The following is an 18,220-nucleotide window of genomic DNA, read 5'->3' on the forward strand; positions in this document are numbered from 1 at the left end:
ATGAAAGCCCGTGTCCATGTCATGCTGAAGGATGGCGTTCTCGACCCGCAGGGCGAGGCGGTGAAACACGCGCTCGGCACGCTCGGCTTCGCCGGGGTGGAAGGCGTGCGCCAGGGCAAGGTGATCGAGCTTGACCTCGCCGCCACCGACCGGGCCGCCGCCGAGGCCGAGGTGAAGGCGATGTGCGAAAAGCTGCTCGCCAATACCGTGATCGAGAAATACAGCGTCGAGATCGCCTGATGCGCGCCGCGGTCCTGACGGGCTACCGCGCGCCGCTTGATCTTACCACCGTTCCCGACCCGGACTGCCCCGCGGACGGCGTCGTCCTGAAGGTGCTGGCCTGCGGCGTCTGCCGGTCCGACTGGCATGCGTGGAGCGGGGCCGATCCCGATGTGGCGCTGCCCCATATCCCCGGCCACGAATTCTGCGGCGAGGTGCTGGCCGTGGGCGCCCGCGTCACCCGCTGGACGGCAGGCGACCGGGTCATCGCGCCCTTCATCCTCGCCTGCGGCCAATGCCCCGCCTGCGCCGCCGGTCACCAGACGACCTGCCCGACGCAGGTGATCCCCGGCTTCACCCATCCAGGCGCCTTCGCCGAACGGATCGCGGTGCCGCGCGCCGATCACAACCTGACCGCGCTGCCCGCGACGATGGACCCCGCGCTTGCCGCCGCCCTTGGCTGCCGCGTCACGACCGCCTGGCATGCGCTGACCGACCGCGCGGCGCTGAAACCCGGCGAATGGCTTGCCGTCTTCGGCTCCGGCGGCATCGGCCTGTCGGCGCTTCTCCTGGCCAAGGCCATCGGCGCGCGGGTGGTGATGGTCGATGTGGTCGACGAAAAGCTGGCCCATGCCAAGGCCCACGGCGCCGATGCCACCGTGAACGCCGCCAAAACCGACGCGCCCGAAGCGATCCGCGATCTGACCGGCGGCGGCGCCCATGTCGCGGTTGAGGCGCTGGGGATCGCCGAGACCACCGCCGCCGCGCTGAAATCGCTGAGGAAGCTTGGCCGCATGGTGCAGATCGGCATGCCTGCCGGGCCGCATGTGACCATGCCCCTGCCGATGGATGCGGTCTATTCCGGCCAGCTTGCCCTTTTCGGCACCCGCGGCATGCCCGCCTGGCGCTACCCGAGCCTTTTGAACCTGATCGAGGGGGGAAGGGTCGATCTCACCCCGCTGATCGCGCGGCGCGTGGCGCTTTCCGACGCCTCCGCCGAGCTTGCCGCCTTCGACCGCCCCGCGCCGCCGGGCATCGCCGTCATCACCGATTTCACGGCGTAACGGCTTCTTCGTTGCGCAAATACTCCGGGGGTCGTCCTTTGGGCGCCATTGGTTCAAGCCCAATGGACGACGGCCGGCCCCGGTCCTCCCCCCGCCTCAATGCGCGCCGCCAAAGGTCCCGGTCCTGACCCCGTAATCGACGGCGATCCCGTAATCGGGGTCATCGGCGCTATCGACCATCAACTGCCCGGCGCGGTTCAGAAGCCGGTGGCAATCCCGGCTCAGGTGGCGCAGGGTCAACACCTTGCCCAATGCCTCATACCGCGCCGCCAGCGTCTCGATCGCGGCCAGCGCGGATTGGTCGGCGACGCGGCTTTCGGCGAAATCGACGATGACGCGGGCGGGGTCCGCCTCGGGCGTGAACAGCTCGGCAAACCCGTCGGTGGAGCCGAAGAACAGCGGCCCCTCGATCCGGTAGACCTTGGCGCCGTCCTCGCCCGTCTCGATCCGCGCATGGATGCGCCTTGCGTTCTGCCAGGCATAGGCGAGGGCCGAGACGATGACCCCCGCGACCACCGCCGTCGCCAGATCGGTCGCGACCGTGATCGCGGTCACCAGCACGATCACCACCGCATCGACGCGCGGCACCTTGCGCAGCACGCGGAACGACTGCCAGGCGAAGGTGCCGATCACCACCATGAACATCACGCCCACCAGTGCTGCCAGCGGGATCTGCTCGATCAGGGGGGAGGCGAAGAGGATGAAGGACAAAAGGAATAGCGCCGCCGCGACGGCCGCCAGCCGTGTCCGCCCGCCGGAGGAGACGTTGATCATCGACTGCCCGATCATCGCACAGCCGCCCATGCCGCCGAAGAACCCGGTCACCGTATTCGCAACCCCCTGCGCCACGCATTCCTGACTGGCCCCGCCGCGCTTGCCGGTAATCTCGCCGACAAGGTTCAGCGTCAGTAGGCTCTCGATCAATCCGATCGCGGCCAGGATCACCGAATAGGGCAGGATGATCTTCAAGGTCTCGAAGCTCAGCGGAACGGAGGGGACATGAAAGACAGGCAATCCCCCCTTGATCGAGGCAAGATCGCCCACGCGCGGCACCTCGATCCCGAACCCGATCACCAGCGCCGCGATGATGCCGATCCCGGCCAGGGGCGCCGGGATGGCCCGCGTGATGCGCGGCATGACCCAGATGATCGCCATCGTGGCCGCAACCAGCGCCAGCATCGTGACCAGCGGCCAGCCGGTCATCCAGTGATGCCCGCCCGCGCCATCCGGCACCCGGAACTGCTCCAACTGCGCCAGGCCGATCACGATGGCCAGCCCGTTGACGAAGCCCAGCATCACCGGATGCGGCACCAGCCGGATGAACTTGCCCAGTTTCAGCACCCCCGCCGCGATCTGGATCAGCCCCATCAGCACCACGGTGGCAAAGAGGTATTCGACCCCGTGCGCCGCCACGAGGCTGACCATCACCACCGCCAGCGCCCCGGTCGCGCCGGAGATCATCCCCGGCCGCCCGCCGATCAGCGCGGTCACAAGCCCCACGATGAAGGCCGCGTAAAGCCCGATCAGCGGGTGAACGTCCGCGACAAAGGCGAAGGCGACCGCCTCTGGCACCAGCGCCAGCGCCACGGTCAGGCCCGACAGAAGTTCGGTCTTCACCTGGCTGGCCGAGGTCGGGAAGGCGGGCGCATGGGCGGGCGACACGGCAGCGGCAAAGGCCGCGAGCGCGGAGCGGGTCATTGGCAATCCTTGGGGCAGGGTCTGTTCGCAGGGCAGGCGTTTAGCGGCAGCGGGCGGGAAACGGAACCCTTCGGGGCGGAATTTTCCGGCCGGGGTATAAATTCCTCGGCCCAGCCGCTCTCGCATCTGGCACGCGGGCGCGCTTTGCGCTATGGGCCGGGGCAGCAAGCCCCCGCGCGATCAAAACGGAGCCTGAGCCCATGAAAGCTGCCGTCATCACCTTTCCCGGATCGAACTGCGACCGCGACCTTGCCGTCGCCTTCGACAAGGCGGGCGCCACCGTCACGCGGGTCTGGCACAAGGACGCGGGCCTGCCCGACGGCACCGACATCGTCGCCATTCCCGGCGGCTTTTCCTTTGGCGATTACCTGCGCTGCGGCGCCATCGCCGCGCAATCCCCCGTCGCCGCGGCGATCAAGGCCCATGCCGACCGGGGCGGCTATGTCCTTGGCATCTGCAACGGCTTTCAGGTCCTGACTGAAACCGGCCTGCTGCCGGGTGCGCTGATGCGCAATGCGGGGCTGAAATTCGTCTGCAAGACCGTGACCCTGACCGTTGCGACCCGCGACAGCGCCTATACGAACGGCTGGGCGAAGGGCGACCGGGTCCGCATCCCCGTCGCCCATCACGACGGCAACTATACCATCGACGCGGACGGGCTGGCCCGCCTGAAGGATGAGGACCGGATCGCCTTCACCTATGCCGAGAACCCCAATGGTTCCACCGCCGATATCGCGGGCGTCCTGTCGGCCAACCGCCGGGTTCTGGGGATGATGCCCCACCCGGAGCGCGTGATCGAGGATGCGCAGGGCGGCGCCGATGGCTCGGTGCTTTTCCGCTCGCTCATCTCGGCGATGGCGGCGGCCTGATCCACAATCACTTGTGACAGGCCCCGCACCGGCATAAAATCGCGCGGATGGCTGAGGATACGACCGACACCGACACCACCGCCCCGGCGGCGGAGGACGCGCCCGCGGGGCGTGGCCGGGCGTTTCTGGCGATCCGCAGCCCGTGGTGGATCAGGCTGATCATCCTGGCGTTCATCGCTGGCGCCGTGGCCGTCGTCTGGACCACCAACGCGCTTCTGACCGACCGTTTCACCGAAACCACGCGCAACCGCGCCGATGTGCGCCTTGCGCTTTTCACCGGCAACGTGATGAGCGAGTTGCAGCGCAACTCTGTCGTGCCGCTTCTTCTGGCGCGCGACCCGGCGCTGATCTCTTCGCTCAACAGCGGCGACTATTCCGCGACCTCGCAGCGCCTGATCTCGGCCCAGTCCGAAATCGGCGCGGCGACGATCATGCTTCTGGATGCCAGCGGCCGGATCGTGGCGGCGACGGACCGGACGCAACTGTCCTCAAGCCTTGCGCAGCGGCCCGCGTTTATCGAGGCCGTGCGGTCGAAAGACACCGTCTTTACCGCGACCGAGGGCAAGACCGGCGCCTATGACTTTACCTATTCCCGCGCGGTGCTGTCGGACAACAAGCTGGCGGGCGTGATCATCGTCGGCGCGGAACTGTCGAAGTTTGAGCGTGTGCTAAGTGGTATCGCCGATGCGGTCGCGATCCTCGACAGCGAGGGCAGGGTGATCCTGTCGACCGAACCCCGCTGGCGCGGCAAGATGCTGACCGAGGCGCTGTCGGCCGCGCCCGCCCCCACGGCGCTGGAACGCGCCTTGCAGGCGACCTCGGACTGGACCGCGCGGTCGCCCGACGCCTATGTCGGCGGCGAGGCGGTGATCCGCAACGAGGCGCGCATCCCGTTCCGGGGCTGGCGGCTGGTCAGCTTCACCACCTATGCCTCGATCCGCGACAAGGTGAACGCGGTGCTGGCGCTTGAGATCATGGGCTTCGCCGTCCTTCTGGCGCTGATCTTCTACCTCCTCTCCCGCCGCGCCCGGCGCCAGTCGGCCGTCTTCCGCAAGGAGTCGGCGGAACTGCGCCAGCTCAACATCCGCCTCCAGCGGGAAATCGCCGAGCGTGAGAAGGTGCAAAAGGACCTCGCCGTCGCCGAACAGACGCTGGCGCAGTCCTCCAAACTCGCCGCGTTGGGGGAAATGTCGGCCGCCGTCAGCCATGAACTGAACCAGCCGCTTGCCGCGATGAAGACCTATCTGGCGGGCGCGCGGCTTTTGCTGCAACGGCGCAGGCCGGAAGAGGCGCTGTCCTCGTTCCAGCGCATCGACGACCTGATTGAACGCATGGGCGCGATCACGCGGCAGTTGAAAAGCTATGCGCGCAAGGGCGGTGAGGCCTTCGAACCCATTGATTTCAGGGCGTGTTTGTCCTCGGCCCTGTCGATGATGGAACCCACGCTCAGGACCCGGTCGGTGCGTATCTCCCGCACGCTGCCCAAGGTGCCGGTGATGGTGCAGGCCGACAGGGTGCGGCTGGAACAGGTGATCATCAACCTGTTGCGCAACGCGCTCGACGCCACGAAAGAGGTCAATGACCCGACCATCGACATCCTCCTGTCGGCCGGTGAAACCGCGATGCTGACCGTGCGCGACAACGGCCACGGGATCACCGATCTCGATAATCTTTTTGAACCGTTCTACACGACCAAGAAGCCGGGCGAGGGGGTGGGCCTTGGCCTTGCCATCTCTTCCGGGATCGTGAAGGACTTTGGCGGACGTCTGACGGCGCGCAACGCGCCGGACGGGGGGGCTGTATTCGAAGTACAACTCCCCATATTGAACGCACGTTCGCAAGCAGCGGAATGAGGTGACCATGGCGCGATCCATGAAAGTGGCGATCGTCGACGACGAACAGGACATGCGGCAATCCATCAGCCAGTGGCTGGCGCTCTCCGGTTTCGATACCGAAACCTATGCCAGTGCCGAGGAAGCGCTGAAATCCATCGGCGCGGATTATCCCGGCGTCGTGGTCAGCGACATCAAGATGCCCGGCATGGACGGCATGGCCTTTCTCAAGCGGTTGATGAGCGTGGATGGCGGCCTGCCCGTCATCATGATCACCGGCCATGGCGATGTGCCGATGGCGGTCGAGGCGATGCGCGTCGGCGCCTTCGATTTCCTCGAAAAGCCCTTCAACCCCGACCGCATGACGGAACTTGCCAAACGCGCCAGCCAGACGCGGCGTATGACGCTGGACAACCGGGCGCTGCGCAAGGAACTGGCCGACGGATCGACGCTGATGAAAAAGCTCATCGGCAATTCCCCGGCGATGGAACGGCTGCGCGAGGATATCCTCGACCTCGGCCAGGCCGACGGTCACGTCCTGATCGACGGCGAGACGGGGACCGGCAAGACGCTGGTCGCCCATGCGCTTCATGCCGTAGGCCCCCGCGCCAGCAAGAAATTCGTCGTCGTCTCCTGCGCGGCCTTTGCCGAGGATATGCTGGGAACCCGCCTGTTCGGCCCGATGGAAGAGGGCGGGCAGGTGCCCCTGGTGGAAGAGGCGCGTGGCGGCACGCTGGTGCTTGAGGATGTGGAGGCGCTGAGCCATGCGCTTCAGGCCCGGCTTCTGACCTTCATCAACGATCAGGGGACGCCCGCCGAAACCCGCATCATCGCGATCTGCAACGATCACGAACAGGGCCACACGGTCGAGGACGCGTTGCGTCCCGACCTTTACTACCGCCTTGCCGCGCTGAAGATCACCCTTCCGCCGCTGCGCGCGCGGGGCGAGGATATCCTGACGCTCTTCACCCGTCTGGGCGAACAGTTCGCCGAGGAATACGGCTGTGACGCGCCGCAGGTCACGGCGCAGGAGGCGGCGCAGCTGTTGCAGGCGCCCTGGCCGGGCAATGTCCGCCAGCTTATCAACGTGGCCGAACGCGCGGTGCTGCAAAACCGCCGCGGTTCCGGCTCCATCGCTTCGCTTCTGATGGCGGAGAACGAAGAGGCCGGGCCGACGATCACGACCGAGGGCAAGCCGCTGAAGGACTATGTCGAAAGCTTCGAGAAGATGCTGATCGACAACACGATGCGGCGCCACAAGGGGTCGATCACGGCGGTGATGGACGAACTTTGCCTGCCGCGCCGGACCCTGAACGAGAAGATGGCGAAATACGGCCTTCAGCGCGCCGATTATCTCTGATCGCCCGACGGCCGTTAAAGAGGCCGCACCTTCAGCCGCGTGATGCGGTTGTCCTTGCGTTGCAGGATCTCGAACCGGAAGCCGTGGAAGGAAAAGACCTGGCCTTCGTTCGGGATCATCTGCGCCTCGTGGATGACGAGGCCGGCGACGGTGTTGGCCTCATCGTCGGGCAGGCTGTATTCCGTCGCGCGGTTGAAATCGCGGATCGTCATGCCGCCGTCGAGGATGAAATCGCCGCCTTCGCCGCGTTTCAGCGGGTGTTCCGCGTCGATGTCGAATTCATCGGTGATCTCGCCCACGATCTCCTCGATGATGTCCTCAAGCGTGATAAGGCCGCGCAGGTCGCCATATTCGTCAACCACAAGGGCGAAATGGGTGCGGCGTTTCAGGAATTCGCGCATCTGTTCGTCCAGAGGCGTGGTCTCGGGGACGAAATAGGGCTTCTTGGCCACGCTGAGAATGTCGAGGTCCGAGACGGAATCGAGCTTGCCGTCGCCGCTGCGCAGGAACCGTTCGGTGGCGCGCAAAAGGTCCTTGGCATGGATGATGCCGACGATGTTTTCCCGCTCCCCCCGGTACAGCGGCAGGCGGGTATGGGGGGAGGCCAGAACCTCGGACAAGACGCGGTCGGGCGGGGCGTCGGCGTCGATCATCGCGATCTTGCTGCGGTGGGTCATGATCTCTTCGACGGTGCGGTCCGACAGGTCGAGCGCGCCCAGAAGCCGGTCGCGGTCCTCTTTCTGCATCGTGCCTTCGGAATGGCCCAGCGACAGCGCGCCGACGATTTCCTCGCGCAGCGACAGGACATGGCTGTCGGGATCGGTGCGCACGCCGAACAGCATCAGCAGGCCGCGCACGAGAAGGCGCACCAGCGCCACGATCGGCGACAGCGCCGCGATCAGCCAGCCGATCGGGCGGGCGACGCGGGCGGCGGCGGTTTCGGGGGCGGTGATGGCATAGGTCTTTGGCAGCACCTCGGCGAAGATCAGGACCAGCGTCGTCATCACCAGCGTCGCGATGGCCACCCCGTTCGCCCCGAAAAGCCGCGACAGAAGCGCTGTGGCGAGAGAGGCGGACAGGATATTGGCGACGTTGTTGCCCAGCAGGATCGCCCCGATCAGCTTTTCGCCGTCCTCTGTCACCTTCAGCGCCCGCTCCGCCCCGCCGCTGCCCTTGTCGGCCTGTGCGCGCAGCTTGCCCCGCGATGCCGCCGTCAGCGCCGTCTCCGAGCCGGAGAAGAAGGCCGACAGCAGCAAAAGGCACAGGATCGCCGCGGTGGTGATCCAGAAGGTGGAATCGAGCATCTCAAGCCAGGACATGGCGGAAAATCCCTTGGGTTTCGTCCGTTATGGGGTGCGGTGGCCCAGGTCGCAAGTCAGCCGTCGTCACGCGCCAGCGGGTGATGCGTCAGAACAAGGGCCTTCAGCCGTTCATCAAGGACATGGGTATAGATCTCGGTCGTGGAGATATCGGCATGGCCCAGCATGGTCTGGATCGCGCGCAGATCGGCGCCGCCGGCCAGAAGGTGGGTGGCAAAGGCATGGCGCAGGACATGCGGCGTGACCTTGGCGGGGGATATCCCGGCGGCGATGGCGAGGTCTTTGAGAAGCCCGTGAAACGCCTGCCGCGTCATGTGGCCGGCGGCCCCGCGCGCGGGAAAAAGGTGCTTGCCCGGCGGCGCCTTGACCGTCTTGCGGGCCTCTTCCTCGGCCCTGTCGCGGATCGTCAGCCATGCCGCCAGCGCCTCGCGCGCCGGGGGCGACAGCGGCACCATGCGTTCCTTGCCACCCTTGCCCTTGACCAGCAGCATCCGCGGATCGCCCCGCGCCGCCGTGACCGGCAGGCCGACCAGCTCGCTCACCCGCATCCCGGTCGCGTAGAGCAGTTCCATCAGGCAGAGATTGCGCGCGCGTTCCACCGGATTGCGCCCGCTGTCGCGCGCGGCGGCCAGCAGCGCGTCGACCTCCGCCTCGCTCAGGATCTTCGGCAGGCGCTTTGCCTTGGCCGGACCGGCGACCTGAATCGCGGGGTTGTCGGCGCGCCAGCCCTCGTCATAGGCGAAACGGTAGAGCTGGCGGATGGCCGACAGGCGGCGGGCGCGGGTGGCGGGTGACAGCCCGTCGGCCTCGCAGGAGACGATGTAATCCTCGACATCGGCGCGGGCCGCATCGGTAAAGTCGCGCTTGCGCCCGCCCAGCCAGCCCGCGAAATCCTTCAGATCGCGGCCATAGGCCAGCAGCGTGTTGCGCGCCGCGCCCAGTTCGGCCGCCTGCGCCTCAAGAAAGGCCGAAATCCAGCGGTCCATCCCCACCCGGCTACCCCCGTCGTTCGAGGATAAGCAGTTCCAGCGCCGCGCGCCGTGCCGTCGTCTCCAGCCCGACCTCGCGCAGAAAGCGCAATCCGCCGGTGACGTCGCGCAGATCGCCGCGCGCCCCTTCGGTGACGTCGTCGATGGCCTTCAGGATACCTTCGCCCAGCCGGTCATCGTTCAGATAGCCGACATAATCGGGCCGCAGCGCCGCGCCGGACAGGAACGCCTTCTGCACTGCGACACCCATCTGGTCGCCCGGCGCCAGCCCGTCGCTGCGGCCCTTGGCGATGCCCGCCAGAAACGCCTCTTCGGGCGTGCGGGGCGTGTAGCGAAGCGCGGCGGCCTCGTAGTTTTCCGACAGAAGTCCGACGCGGAAGGCCAGCGCCTCGGCCGGGCCGGTCAAGCCCGCGCGGCCCAGACGGTCGGCGAACAATTCGGCAAAGGGGACCTCAAGCTCAACCGCCGACATCTGCGACCAGGCGGCATTGAGCGCGGTCGCGACCGCCTGCGTCTTGCCCGCCCGCAAGGCGGCGTCAAGCCGCTCTACCGCATCGACCCGTTCCCAGACCCCGCCCGAGGCGGAGGCCTCATTCTCTGTGTAAAGCCCGAAAAGCTGGTTCGCCGGGATCGCCCCGCTGCGCGACAGCCGCTCTGCCGCGTCCAGCCGCGTCTTCCACCCGGCGTTGGAGCGCAGATCGGCTTGCGCGAAGGCCACCGGCAAGGACAGCGTCGACATCGGCTGCCCGATCGCCTCCATCAGCCGGAAGACCAGCGGCGAGGGCCGCGTCGGCGGCGGCAGGTCCGGCTCCCCCTCGAACAGGTCGGGGTCGAGGAAATGTTCCAGAAGCCGCGCCATGTCGTTGTCGATATAGCCCAGCGTTTCGCCCGTGCGCAGCGACAGCGCCGCCGCGTTCCAGTCGCCGCCGCGCGCCAGGCAGAAGACGCGCGCCGGAAAGGTCGGCGCGACCTGCGGGGTTTCGCGCATCACCATGCAGGCGCGATCCTCCTGCCCGGTCAGAAGGGCGATGTCGAACCAGCGCCGGAACGGCTCTGCCTCGGGCGGGTTCACCTGTTCCAGCATCGACAGCGCCGGTTCCAGCGCGCCAAGGTCCAGAAGCTTGTCGATCCGCGCCATGAACAGCGCGCCATCGCCATCGGCATCGCGCGGCGGGTCAAGCTCGGCCAGCATCAGCCGGTAAAGCAGCGCCTGGATCGAGGGCAGCGTTTCCACCCGCTCGGCCCGGATCAGCCGGACGAGGTTGGCAGACGGCGTGCGCCCCCAAAGCCCCGTCGGCAGCCCGGTCGCGCGTTCCGGCAAAAGCCCGATCATGTCCAGCGTCTGCGCGTCAAGCGAGCGTGTGGTGATCGCCCCCGGCATCGGGTTTTTCGTCACCGGCGGCTCATCCACCGCCGCGCCACCCTTGGCCATCGCGGCGGGTGTGGCGACAGACCGCGACAGCCAGTCGATCGCCGACAGCGGCGCGGCGTCCGTCTCGGCCATCACCGGCAGCGCCGTCAGACAAAGTGCCGGTAAGAGTCCGCCCGCCCTAATCGTCCACATTCAGATCAACCGGCACTGTCACGTCACTACGCTCCGGGGTCATGTCGCCCAGGTAAGCATAGCCCACAAGCCCCACGAACGCGATGAGCGCGAGGAGGAGGAGAAACTTGAATATGCGCACCATCTTGTCCTGCCGTTTCTTGTCTTTGCCGGGTCCTGCCCGATCCCGGCTTTTGGCGCCTGCCTTCTCTAACCGGAAAGGCTGTTCGCGGAAACATATATATGGCAATTCCGGCGAATTCACGCCATTCAGGGCGGAAAGTTTCACCATTGGCAGGAGACTGCCGTCCCGGCGGCGGGCTGACCGCTTCCGGGCGGAAAGGGGCAGGTTGGGGCGCAGGCTGAAGAAAACGGTCGTGCTTGTGGGCATGATGGGGGCGGGCAAGACCGCCGTCGGCACTGCCATGGCGCGGCTTCTCTCGGTGCCTTTCGTCGATTCCGACGATGAGATCGAGCGCGCCGCCAACATGACCGTGGCCGAGATCTTTGCCCGCGATGGCGAGGCCTTCTTTCGCGCCCGCGAAAGCGAGGTGCTGACCCGGCTGCTCTCCGGTCCGCCCTGCATCCTGTCGACCGGCGGCGGCGCCTTTCTTGCGCCCGCCAACCGCGCGGTGATCGCGGATCAGGGCGTGGCGGTCTGGCTCAAGGCCGACCTGGAACTGCTCTGGAACCGGGTAAAACACAAGACGACCCGGCCGCTTCTGCGCACCGCCGATCCGAAGGCGACGCTGACGGCGCTTCTCGATCAGCGCGCCCCGGTCTATGCCGAGGCGGGCGTGGTGGTCGAGGCCGAGGCCGCCTATACGGTCGATCAGATGGCGGCCAAGGTGATCGCGGCATTGCAGGAACATGGCGAAGTGGGGGTGAGGTGACGATGCCGGGGATGGGTGAGACGGTCCATGTCGATCTGGGCGCGCGCAGCTATGACGTGCGCATCGGCACCGGGTTGATCGAGCGCGCGGGGCAGGCGATCGCGCCGCTTCTGAAGCGTCCCCGCGTCGCGGTTCTGACGGATGAGACCGTGGGCGCACTGCACCTTGACGCGCTCCGCGCTGGCCTTGGCGATGTCGCGATGACGGCGCTGGCCCTGCCCGCGGGGGAGGCGACGAAGGGCTGGGACCAGTTTTCCCGCGCCGTCGACTGGCTGCTGGCGGAAAAGGTCGAACGCCGCGATGTGGTGATTGCCTTCGGTGGCGGGGTGATCGGCGATCTTGCGGGCTTTGCCGCCGCCGTCCTGCGCCGGGGCGTGCGCTTCGTGCAGATCCCGACCTCGCTTCTGGCGCAGGTCGACAGTTCCGTCGGCGGCAAGACCGGCATCAACTCCACCCATGGCAAGAACCTGATCGGCGCCTTCCACCAGCCCGCGCTGGTGCTGGCCGACATCGGCGTCCTTGGCACGCTGACGCCCCGCGATTTCCTCTCGGGCTATGGCGAGGTGGTGAAATACGGGCTGCTGGGGGATGCCGCCTTCTTCGACTGGCTTGAGGGCAACGGCCCGGCGCTGGCCGCGGGCGATCTGGCGCTGCGCCAATACGCCGTCCGCCGCTCGGTCGAGATGAAGGCCCGCATCGTCGAACGCGATGAGACGGAAGAGGGCGACCGCGCGCTTTTGAACCTCGGCCACACCTTCTGTCACGCGCTCGAAACCGCGACCGGCTATTCCGGCCGGCTCTTGCATGGTGAGGGCGTGGCGATCGGCTGCGCGCTGGCGTTTGAGCTGAGCCAGCGCATGGGCCTTTGCAGTCAGGAAGAGCCAAGCCGCGTGCGCGCCCATCTCAAGGCGATGGGGATGAAGGCCGATCTGGCCGATATTCCTGGCGATCTGCCCGATGCCGATGGCCTGCTGGCGCTGATGGCGCAGGACAAGAAGGTGGTGGACGGCAAGCTGCGCTTCATCCTCGCGCGCGGCATCGGGGAGGCGTTCGTGGCCAGCGATGTGCCGGGGGATGTCGTGAAGCCTGTGCTGGAAGCGGCGCTGCGGGCGCGCTAGGTCGCCTCGCCACCGTATCACGCGGCGACAGGTCGCGGCGGCGCGGATCAGGCCGCTTCGGCGATCCGGTCGAACAGTTGACGTTCCGCCAGAATATCCTCGACGGGTTGAAACCTCGCCGCCGGGTCGGTTCGGGCCTGGGCCACGAAAGGCGCGCGCTCCTTCATCCCGGTCCGGGATCCGTATGACGCCATGTGCGTTTCGAAATCGTCGCGATATGCCATGTGCCGTCCGTCCACTTCCCTCGTGGCAGCAGGCCCCCGGTGATTCTGCGAAAGGGCAGGGCTCTGCTACAGATTGTGACCTGATTGTGGCACAGCCTAGGTGAACATCCGCGATATGGGCTGTTCATATTCGGTTCATCATTGCGGCAGGCCAGCCGCCGCCCGAGGACGCCAGGAACGTCCCCCTGCTTCTTCGTTGTCCAAATACTCCGGGGGGGATGCGGGGGGCTGGCCCCCCGCCGCTTCATAAGCGCCCCCGCCGCTTCAAAGGCTCTCCCTCAGAACGGGATCTCGTCATCCATGTCGGCGCGGCCCCCGCCGCCGCCCTGCTGGCCGCCACCCGAGCCGCCGCCATAGCCACCACCGGACCCGCCGCCATAACCGCCGCGGTCATCCTCGTAACCGCCGCCACCGCCGCCCGAACCGCCGCCATCGCGACCGTCGAGCATCACCAGCGTACCGTTGAACCCCTGAAGCACGACCTCGGTCGAATAGCGGTCCTGACCGCTCTGGTCCTGCCATTTGCGGGTCTGCAACTGGCCCTCGATATAGACCTTCGATCCCTTGCGCAGATATTGCTCGGCGACCTTCACCAGACCTTCCTGGAAGATGGCGACCGAATGCCACTCGGTCCGCTCCTTGCGCTCGCCCGTATTGCGGTCGCGCCAGGTTTCCGAGGTGGCGATGCGCAGGTTGCACACCTTGCCGCCATTCTGGAAGGACCGGACCTCGGGGTCGCGCCCGAGATTGCCGATCAGGATGACCTTGTTCACCGATCCTGCCATGAATCGTTCTCCCTTCGAATCTGTTCCGGTTTCTTAACCTTCCGGGGGTCTACAAGGAAGCTTCGTGGTAAATAACCCGTAAAGCGCGTAGCGGCCGGGCGGTTTCCCTTGCGTGGCGGCGCCCGGGGCGCGATGGTGGGAGATGGGTGAAGCGTTGCGGAAAGAGCGGGGTCGATGATGCAGCAGGGCGGACGGCTCAAGGGGGCCGTGATCATCGGCCTGATGCTGGTCCAGGCGGCCTGCGCGGCGTTTTTCGTCGTCGATGTCTGGTTCGACTATCTCGACGGCAGCTATGGTTCGGCCCTGTCGCGGCATCTGGTGGCCGAGACGCTGGCCAATGTCCTTCTTGTCGGCGCGATCGTGTTCGAGGCCGCCTATCTGCGCACCATCCTGCGCCAGCAGGCCCATACCGAACGTGTCCTGACCATCGCCTCGGGCGCGATGCGCGATGCGATGACGGCCTATTTCGACGACTGGGGCCTGACCCCGGCCGAGGCGGCGGTGGCCGAACTTGCGATCAAGGGCAAGAGCATATCGGACATCGCCGCCACGCGCGGATCGGCCGAAGGCACGATCAAGACCCAGCTCAACTCCGTCTACCGCAAGGCAGGCGTGAGCGGCCGCAGTCAGCTTGTCAGCATCCTGATCGAGGAACTGCTTGACGGCCAGATCGCCGCCGCCCCGCAACCGGCCCGCGCGGCGGGCTGACGCAGAGCGGCCGCGGGGCTGGTATCGGCGCGATTATCGGCTATAGTGCGGCCCGCGAAACGGCGGGCTGGGGGACGGATGCGCATTGCGCGGAACATCGCGGCGATCACGGTGATCCTGATGGTTTCGGGTCACGCTGCGCCTGTGCTGGCCGAAGGGCTGAGCCTGCCGAAGAAGACCCGCGCCGGTGTCACCTCGCGCCTTGACCAGTTCCGCCAGCAGACCCGCGTTCTCGACAGCCGCGCGGCCACGCAATACGCGGCCTCGGTCAAGCTGACGCCGCATGGCAAGGATGGCACCGCCGACACGGCGATCCCGACCTATACCGGGCGCTATCGCGGCGCTTATCTTGAGGTGGCGAAGGCCGCCGCGCGCAGACATGGCGTGCCGGAGGACCTGTTCGTCCGCCTCGTGCAGCAGGAAAGCGGCTGGAACCCGACGGCGGTGTCGCACAAGGGGGCCACCGGCCTTGCGCAACTGATGCCCGAAACCGCACGGCGGCTGGGCGTGGACATCGCCGACCCGCAGGACAACCTGAACGGCGGGGCGCGCTATCTGCGGATGATGTATGACCGCTTCGGCGACTGGAAGCTGGCGCTTGCCGCCTACAATGCCGGGCCGGAGGCGGTGAAGAAGCATGGCGGCGTGCCGCCCTATGCCGAAACCAAGGGCTATGTCCTCGCCATCCTTGGCAGTTGACCGCCGCTACCCGCGCCCCTCGGGCCTGTCCTCGCTGATCGTGTAGTCGCGCGGGATGCCCGCCGTTCCCCTGGCCCAGATCGTCGCCGCCGCGCGCGCCTGATGCGCGTCAAAGGCGTCGCGGTCGCGAAAGACCTCGCTGACGGCAAAGCGCACCGGGTCGGCTTGCGACCGGAACACCTCAAACTTCAGGCAGCCGGGCTCGGCCCGCGTCAGGCGGATATGTTCGGGCAAAAGTTCCGATACCCGGTCGGCCTCGTCGAGGCTGCGGCAGATCAGGAATCCGGTCAGGGTCAGGCGCGCCATCCCGTGACGATAGGGCAGGGCGCGGGCGCCGGAAAGCCCCCTTGAAAGGCCCCGCGCGGCCGTCCGCCTATGGCATTTCGGGTTTGCCCTGCATCGGAATTCGACTTTATTTCGTTCGAATTCAGATGCCTGGTTTCCAACGGAAACCCGAAACGCTTCAGTCCAGCGCCTCAAGGATCAGCGTGGGCTTTACCGCCGAAGGCGGCTGAAACGGGTTGCCGTGGATCAGCACGATCGCCGCCGTCGGCGCGGCGGCAAGGCCGAAAAGCACCATCGAGGTCAGCGCGGCCGAAGGGCTGTCGATATGGACCACGGCGATGGAGACCAGTGTCAGGAAGCCCAGAAACGCCATGGCGAGCCATTTCAGCGGGTTCACATGGGTCCGGCTCAGGCCGATGCGCGTGTCGCGGTTTTCGCGGATCGTGGTGATCTCCGCCAGCATCCGCTGCTGCACCACGGTGCCAAGCGCGGCCGGAATGCCGGGCGCGGCCGCCAGCGCCAGAAGCCGGTCGGCGGCCTTGCGCGCGGCCGGGTCGGTCGTGCATTGCGCCAGCGCGGGCCATTCGCCCGCCGAGGCCGCGACATAATCGCGGATCGCGCGCTGAAGCCCGGCGCCCTCTGCCCCCGTCAGGCCGGAGGCAAGGATATGAAGCCCCCGCACCGCGTCCGCCTCGCGCAGGATGGCGCTGCGGGCGCGGTCATGCGCGGTCCAGGTGTCGTTCGACAGGAAGGCCAGCGTCAGGCCGAACAGCACGCCGACGACGTTCAGGAACGGCCCGGTGACCGGACCGAGGCCCCGCAGCCAGCCCGCGAAAGGCGAAGCGGCGACGACCCAGTAGAGAATTCCCACCGCAATCAGCGTCCCGATCACCGCCACCGCCGCATAGGCGTAGTGGTCATAGGTGCTCCAGCCGTTCTCCTGCCGGTCGGTCATTCCATCTCGATCGTGCCGGGGGGCTTTGACGTCACGTCGTACATGACGCGGTTGACGCCCTTCACCTCATTGATGATCCGCGTGGCGGTTTCGCCGAGGAAGTCATGCGTGAAGGGGTAGTAATCCGCCGTCATGCCATCGACCGAGGTCACGGCGCGCAGGGAAAGCGCGTAGTCATAGGTCCGCCCGTCGCCCATCACGCCCACGGTCTTGACCGGCAGGATCGCCGCGAAGGCCTGCCAGATTTCGTCGTAAAGCCCATGCTTGCGGATCTGGTCGATATAGACCGCATCCGCCCGGCGCAGGATGTCGAGCTTTTCGGCGGTGATCTCACCGGGGCAGCGGATCGCAAGGCCGGGGCCGGGGAAGGGGTGGCGGCCGATGAAGCTTTGCGGCAGGCCAAGTTCCCGGCCAAGCGCGCGGACCTCGTCCTTGAACAGCTCGCGCAGCGGCTCGACCAGTTTCAGGCCCATCTTCTCGGGCAGGCCACCGACATTGTGGTGCGACTTGATGGTGACCGACGGCCCGCCAGAGAAGCTGACGCTTTCGATGACGTCGGGGTAGAGTGTGCCTTGGGCGAGGAACTCTGCCCCGTCGATCCCGGCCGCCTCACGCTGAAACACGTCGATGAAAAGCTTGCCGATGGTCTTGCGCTTGACCTCGGGGTCCGCGACCCCTTCGAGCGCGCCAAGGAACAGATCGCTTTCATCGGCATGGATCAGCGGAATATTGTAGTTGTCGCGGAACATCGCGACGACCTCATCCGCCTCGTTCAGCCGCATCAGGCCATGATCGACGAAGACGCAGGTCAGTTGATCGCCAATCGCCTCATGGATCAGGACGGCGGCGACGGAACTGTCGACCCCGCCCGACAACCCGCAGATCACCCGCTTGTCGCCGACCTGCGCGCGGATCTTCTCGATCGCGTCGTCCTTGTAGGAGGCCATCGTCCAGTCACCGGTGAACCCGGCAAGGCGCACGAAATTCTCGTAAAGCTTGGCACCCTTCGGGGTGTGATGCACCTCGGGGTGGAACTGGACGGCGAAAAAGTTGCGGTCCGTGTCGGCGGTGATGGCGAAAGGCGCGTTGGGCGAGGTGCCGTAGACCTGAAAGCCGGGGGCGAGTTTCGACACATGATCGCCGTGCGACATCCAGACCTGTTCGCGCCCCTCGGCAAACCAGCCGTCGAGAAGCGGCAGCCGGTCGTCCTTCGGCGTGACATAGGCGCGGCCGAATTCGGCGGTGCCATGGCCGCGTTCGACAGTACCGCCAAGGCAGTGCATCATCACCTGCTGGCCGTAACAGATGCCAAGGATCGGCACGCCAAGGTCGAAGACGCCGGCCGGCGGCATCGGCGCGCCGTCCGCAAAGACCGAGGCCGGACCGCCGGAGAAGATCACGGCCTTCGGCGCGAAATCCCTCAGAAAGGCCTCATCCACCCGGTTGAAGGGATGGATTTCGCAATAGACGTTCAGCTCACGCAACCGCCGCGCGATAAGCTGCGTGACCTGGCTGCCGAAGTCGATGATGAGAAGGCGTTGATGCGCATGTGTCATGGCGCTGGATTAGGGTTTTGGCCCGCGCTGCGCAAGCGGCTTTGGTGCCGGGCGGGGGCGCCGCCCCCGCACCCCCGAGGTATTTCGGGCAAGATGAAAGGGCG

Annotated in this window: 18 protein-coding genes; 9 read left to right on the top strand and 9 right to left on the bottom strand. The window is 66.7% G+C overall.

The window, feature by feature from the left end:
* Entirely contained in the window at positions 1-240 is a 240-nt protein-coding gene (purS, locus tag LX70_RS00730; RefSeq protein WP_105512630.1) for a phosphoribosylformylglycinamidine synthase subunit PurS, read from the top strand.
* Positions 240-1,283 carry a zinc-dependent alcohol dehydrogenase family protein gene (locus LX70_RS00735; RefSeq protein ID WP_105512631.1) on the top strand — a complete coding sequence of 348 codons (1,044 nt, stop codon included), beginning with the start codon at positions 240-242 and terminating at the stop codon, positions 1,281-1,283. Before purS ends, LX70_RS00735 begins: the two co-directional genes overlap by 1 nt.
* A gap of 96 nt (positions 1,284-1,379) precedes the next feature.
* Here the strand turns inward: LX70_RS00735 and LX70_RS00740 are convergent, their stop codons facing one another.
* Positions 1,380-2,981 (bottom strand): SulP family inorganic anion transporter, encoded by a 1,602-nt coding sequence (locus LX70_RS00740; protein ID WP_105512632.1) that lies wholly within the window; start codon positions 2,979-2,981, stop codon positions 1,380-1,382.
* 200 nt (positions 2,982-3,181) lie between these two features.
* Here LX70_RS00740 and purQ point away from each other — a divergent pair, with 200 nt between their 5' ends.
* Genes purQ through LX70_RS00755 form a run of 3 tightly spaced genes read left to right on the top strand, consistent with a single transcriptional unit; the run spans position 3,182 to position 7,042 of the window.
* Positions 3,182-3,850, top strand: coding sequence for a phosphoribosylformylglycinamidine synthase subunit PurQ (gene purQ / locus LX70_RS00745; protein ID WP_105512633.1), 669 nt, complete (start codon positions 3,182-3,184; stop codon positions 3,848-3,850).
* A 47-nt stretch (positions 3,851-3,897) separates the two neighbouring features.
* Positions 3,898-5,703, top strand: coding sequence for a sensor histidine kinase (locus LX70_RS00750; RefSeq protein ID WP_105512634.1), 1,806 nt, complete (start codon positions 3,898-3,900; stop codon positions 5,701-5,703).
* Positions 5,704-5,710: 7 nt separating this feature from the next.
* Entirely contained in the window at positions 5,711-7,042 is a 1,332-nt protein-coding gene (locus LX70_RS00755) for a sigma-54-dependent transcriptional regulator (protein WP_105512635.1), read from the top strand.
* Positions 7,043-7,056: 14 nt separating this feature from the next.
* On the opposite strand, the gene LX70_RS00760 is transcribed toward LX70_RS00755, so the two are convergent.
* The 4 genes from LX70_RS00760 to LX70_RS20840 are packed head-to-tail and all read right to left on the bottom strand — an operon-like array spanning position 7,057 to position 11,185.
* Positions 7,057-8,361: an HlyC/CorC family transporter gene (locus LX70_RS00760; RefSeq protein ID WP_245884886.1), complete on the bottom strand. Its 1,305-nt coding sequence runs from the start codon at positions 8,359-8,361 to the stop codon at positions 7,057-7,059.
* A gap of 56 nt (positions 8,362-8,417) precedes the next feature.
* Positions 8,418-9,347 (bottom strand): site-specific tyrosine recombinase XerD, encoded by a 930-nt coding sequence (locus LX70_RS00765; RefSeq protein ID WP_105512636.1) that lies wholly within the window; start codon positions 9,345-9,347, stop codon positions 8,418-8,420.
* A 10-nt stretch (positions 9,348-9,357) separates the two neighbouring features.
* A complete protein-coding gene (locus LX70_RS00770; protein WP_105512637.1) occupies positions 9,358-10,854 on the bottom strand; it encodes a hypothetical protein in 1,497 nt (498 codons plus the stop codon).
* Positions 10,855-10,900: 46 nt separating this feature from the next.
* Positions 10,901-11,185 (bottom strand): hypothetical protein, encoded by a 285-nt coding sequence (locus tag LX70_RS20840; RefSeq protein WP_211301673.1) that lies wholly within the window; start codon positions 11,183-11,185, stop codon positions 10,901-10,903.
* A 58-nt stretch (positions 11,186-11,243) separates the two neighbouring features.
* On the opposite strand from LX70_RS20840, the gene LX70_RS00775 reads away from it, so the two are divergent.
* On the top strand, positions 11,244-11,786 hold the full coding sequence (locus LX70_RS00775) for a shikimate kinase (protein ID WP_211301641.1): 543 nt from the start codon (positions 11,244-11,246) through the stop codon (positions 11,784-11,786).
* 11 nt (positions 11,787-11,797) lie between these two features.
* The gene (aroB, locus tag LX70_RS00780; protein WP_105513527.1) at positions 11,798-12,904 is read left to right on the top strand and encodes a 3-dehydroquinate synthase; all 1,107 of its coding nucleotides are present in this window, start codon (positions 11,798-11,800) and stop codon (positions 12,902-12,904) included.
* Between the two features lie 502 nt (positions 12,905-13,406).
* On the opposite strand, the gene LX70_RS00790 is transcribed toward aroB, so the two are convergent.
* A complete protein-coding gene (locus tag LX70_RS00790; protein WP_105512640.1) occupies positions 13,407-13,913 on the bottom strand; it encodes a single-stranded DNA-binding protein in 507 nt (168 codons plus the stop codon).
* Positions 13,914-14,087: 174 nt separating this feature from the next.
* On the opposite strand from LX70_RS00790, the gene LX70_RS00795 reads away from it, so the two are divergent.
* Complete coding sequence (locus LX70_RS00795; protein ID WP_105512641.1) at positions 14,088-14,621, top strand: helix-turn-helix transcriptional regulator; 534 nt, start codon at positions 14,088-14,090, stop codon at positions 14,619-14,621.
* A gap of 78 nt (positions 14,622-14,699) precedes the next feature.
* Positions 14,700-15,320: a lytic transglycosylase domain-containing protein gene (locus LX70_RS00800; protein ID WP_105512642.1), complete on the top strand. Its 621-nt coding sequence runs from the start codon at positions 14,700-14,702 to the stop codon at positions 15,318-15,320.
* A 6-nt stretch (positions 15,321-15,326) separates the two neighbouring features.
* On the opposite strand, the gene LX70_RS00805 is transcribed toward LX70_RS00800, so the two are convergent.
* The 3 genes from LX70_RS00805 to guaA all read right to left on the bottom strand — a co-directional run bounded on the left by LX70_RS00805 (position 15,327) and on the right by guaA (position 18,116).
* Positions 15,327-15,626 (bottom strand): putative quinol monooxygenase, encoded by a 300-nt coding sequence (locus LX70_RS00805; RefSeq protein ID WP_105512643.1) that lies wholly within the window; start codon positions 15,624-15,626, stop codon positions 15,327-15,329.
* 157 nt (positions 15,627-15,783) lie between these two features.
* A complete protein-coding gene (locus LX70_RS00810) occupies positions 15,784-16,560 on the bottom strand; it encodes a bestrophin-like domain (protein WP_105512644.1) in 777 nt (258 codons plus the stop codon).
* Positions 16,557-18,116, bottom strand: coding sequence for a glutamine-hydrolyzing GMP synthase (gene guaA, locus LX70_RS00815; RefSeq protein ID WP_105512645.1), 1,560 nt, complete (start codon positions 18,114-18,116; stop codon positions 16,557-16,559). The genes LX70_RS00810 and guaA overlap by 4 nt, the downstream gene beginning before the upstream one ends.
* Positions 18,117-18,220: the final 104 nt, after the last annotated feature.

It is taken from the genome of Albidovulum denitrificans (genome assembly GCF_002973535.1).
Classification (GTDB): Bacteria; Pseudomonadota; Alphaproteobacteria; order Rhodobacterales; family Rhodobacteraceae; genus Albidovulum; species Albidovulum denitrificans.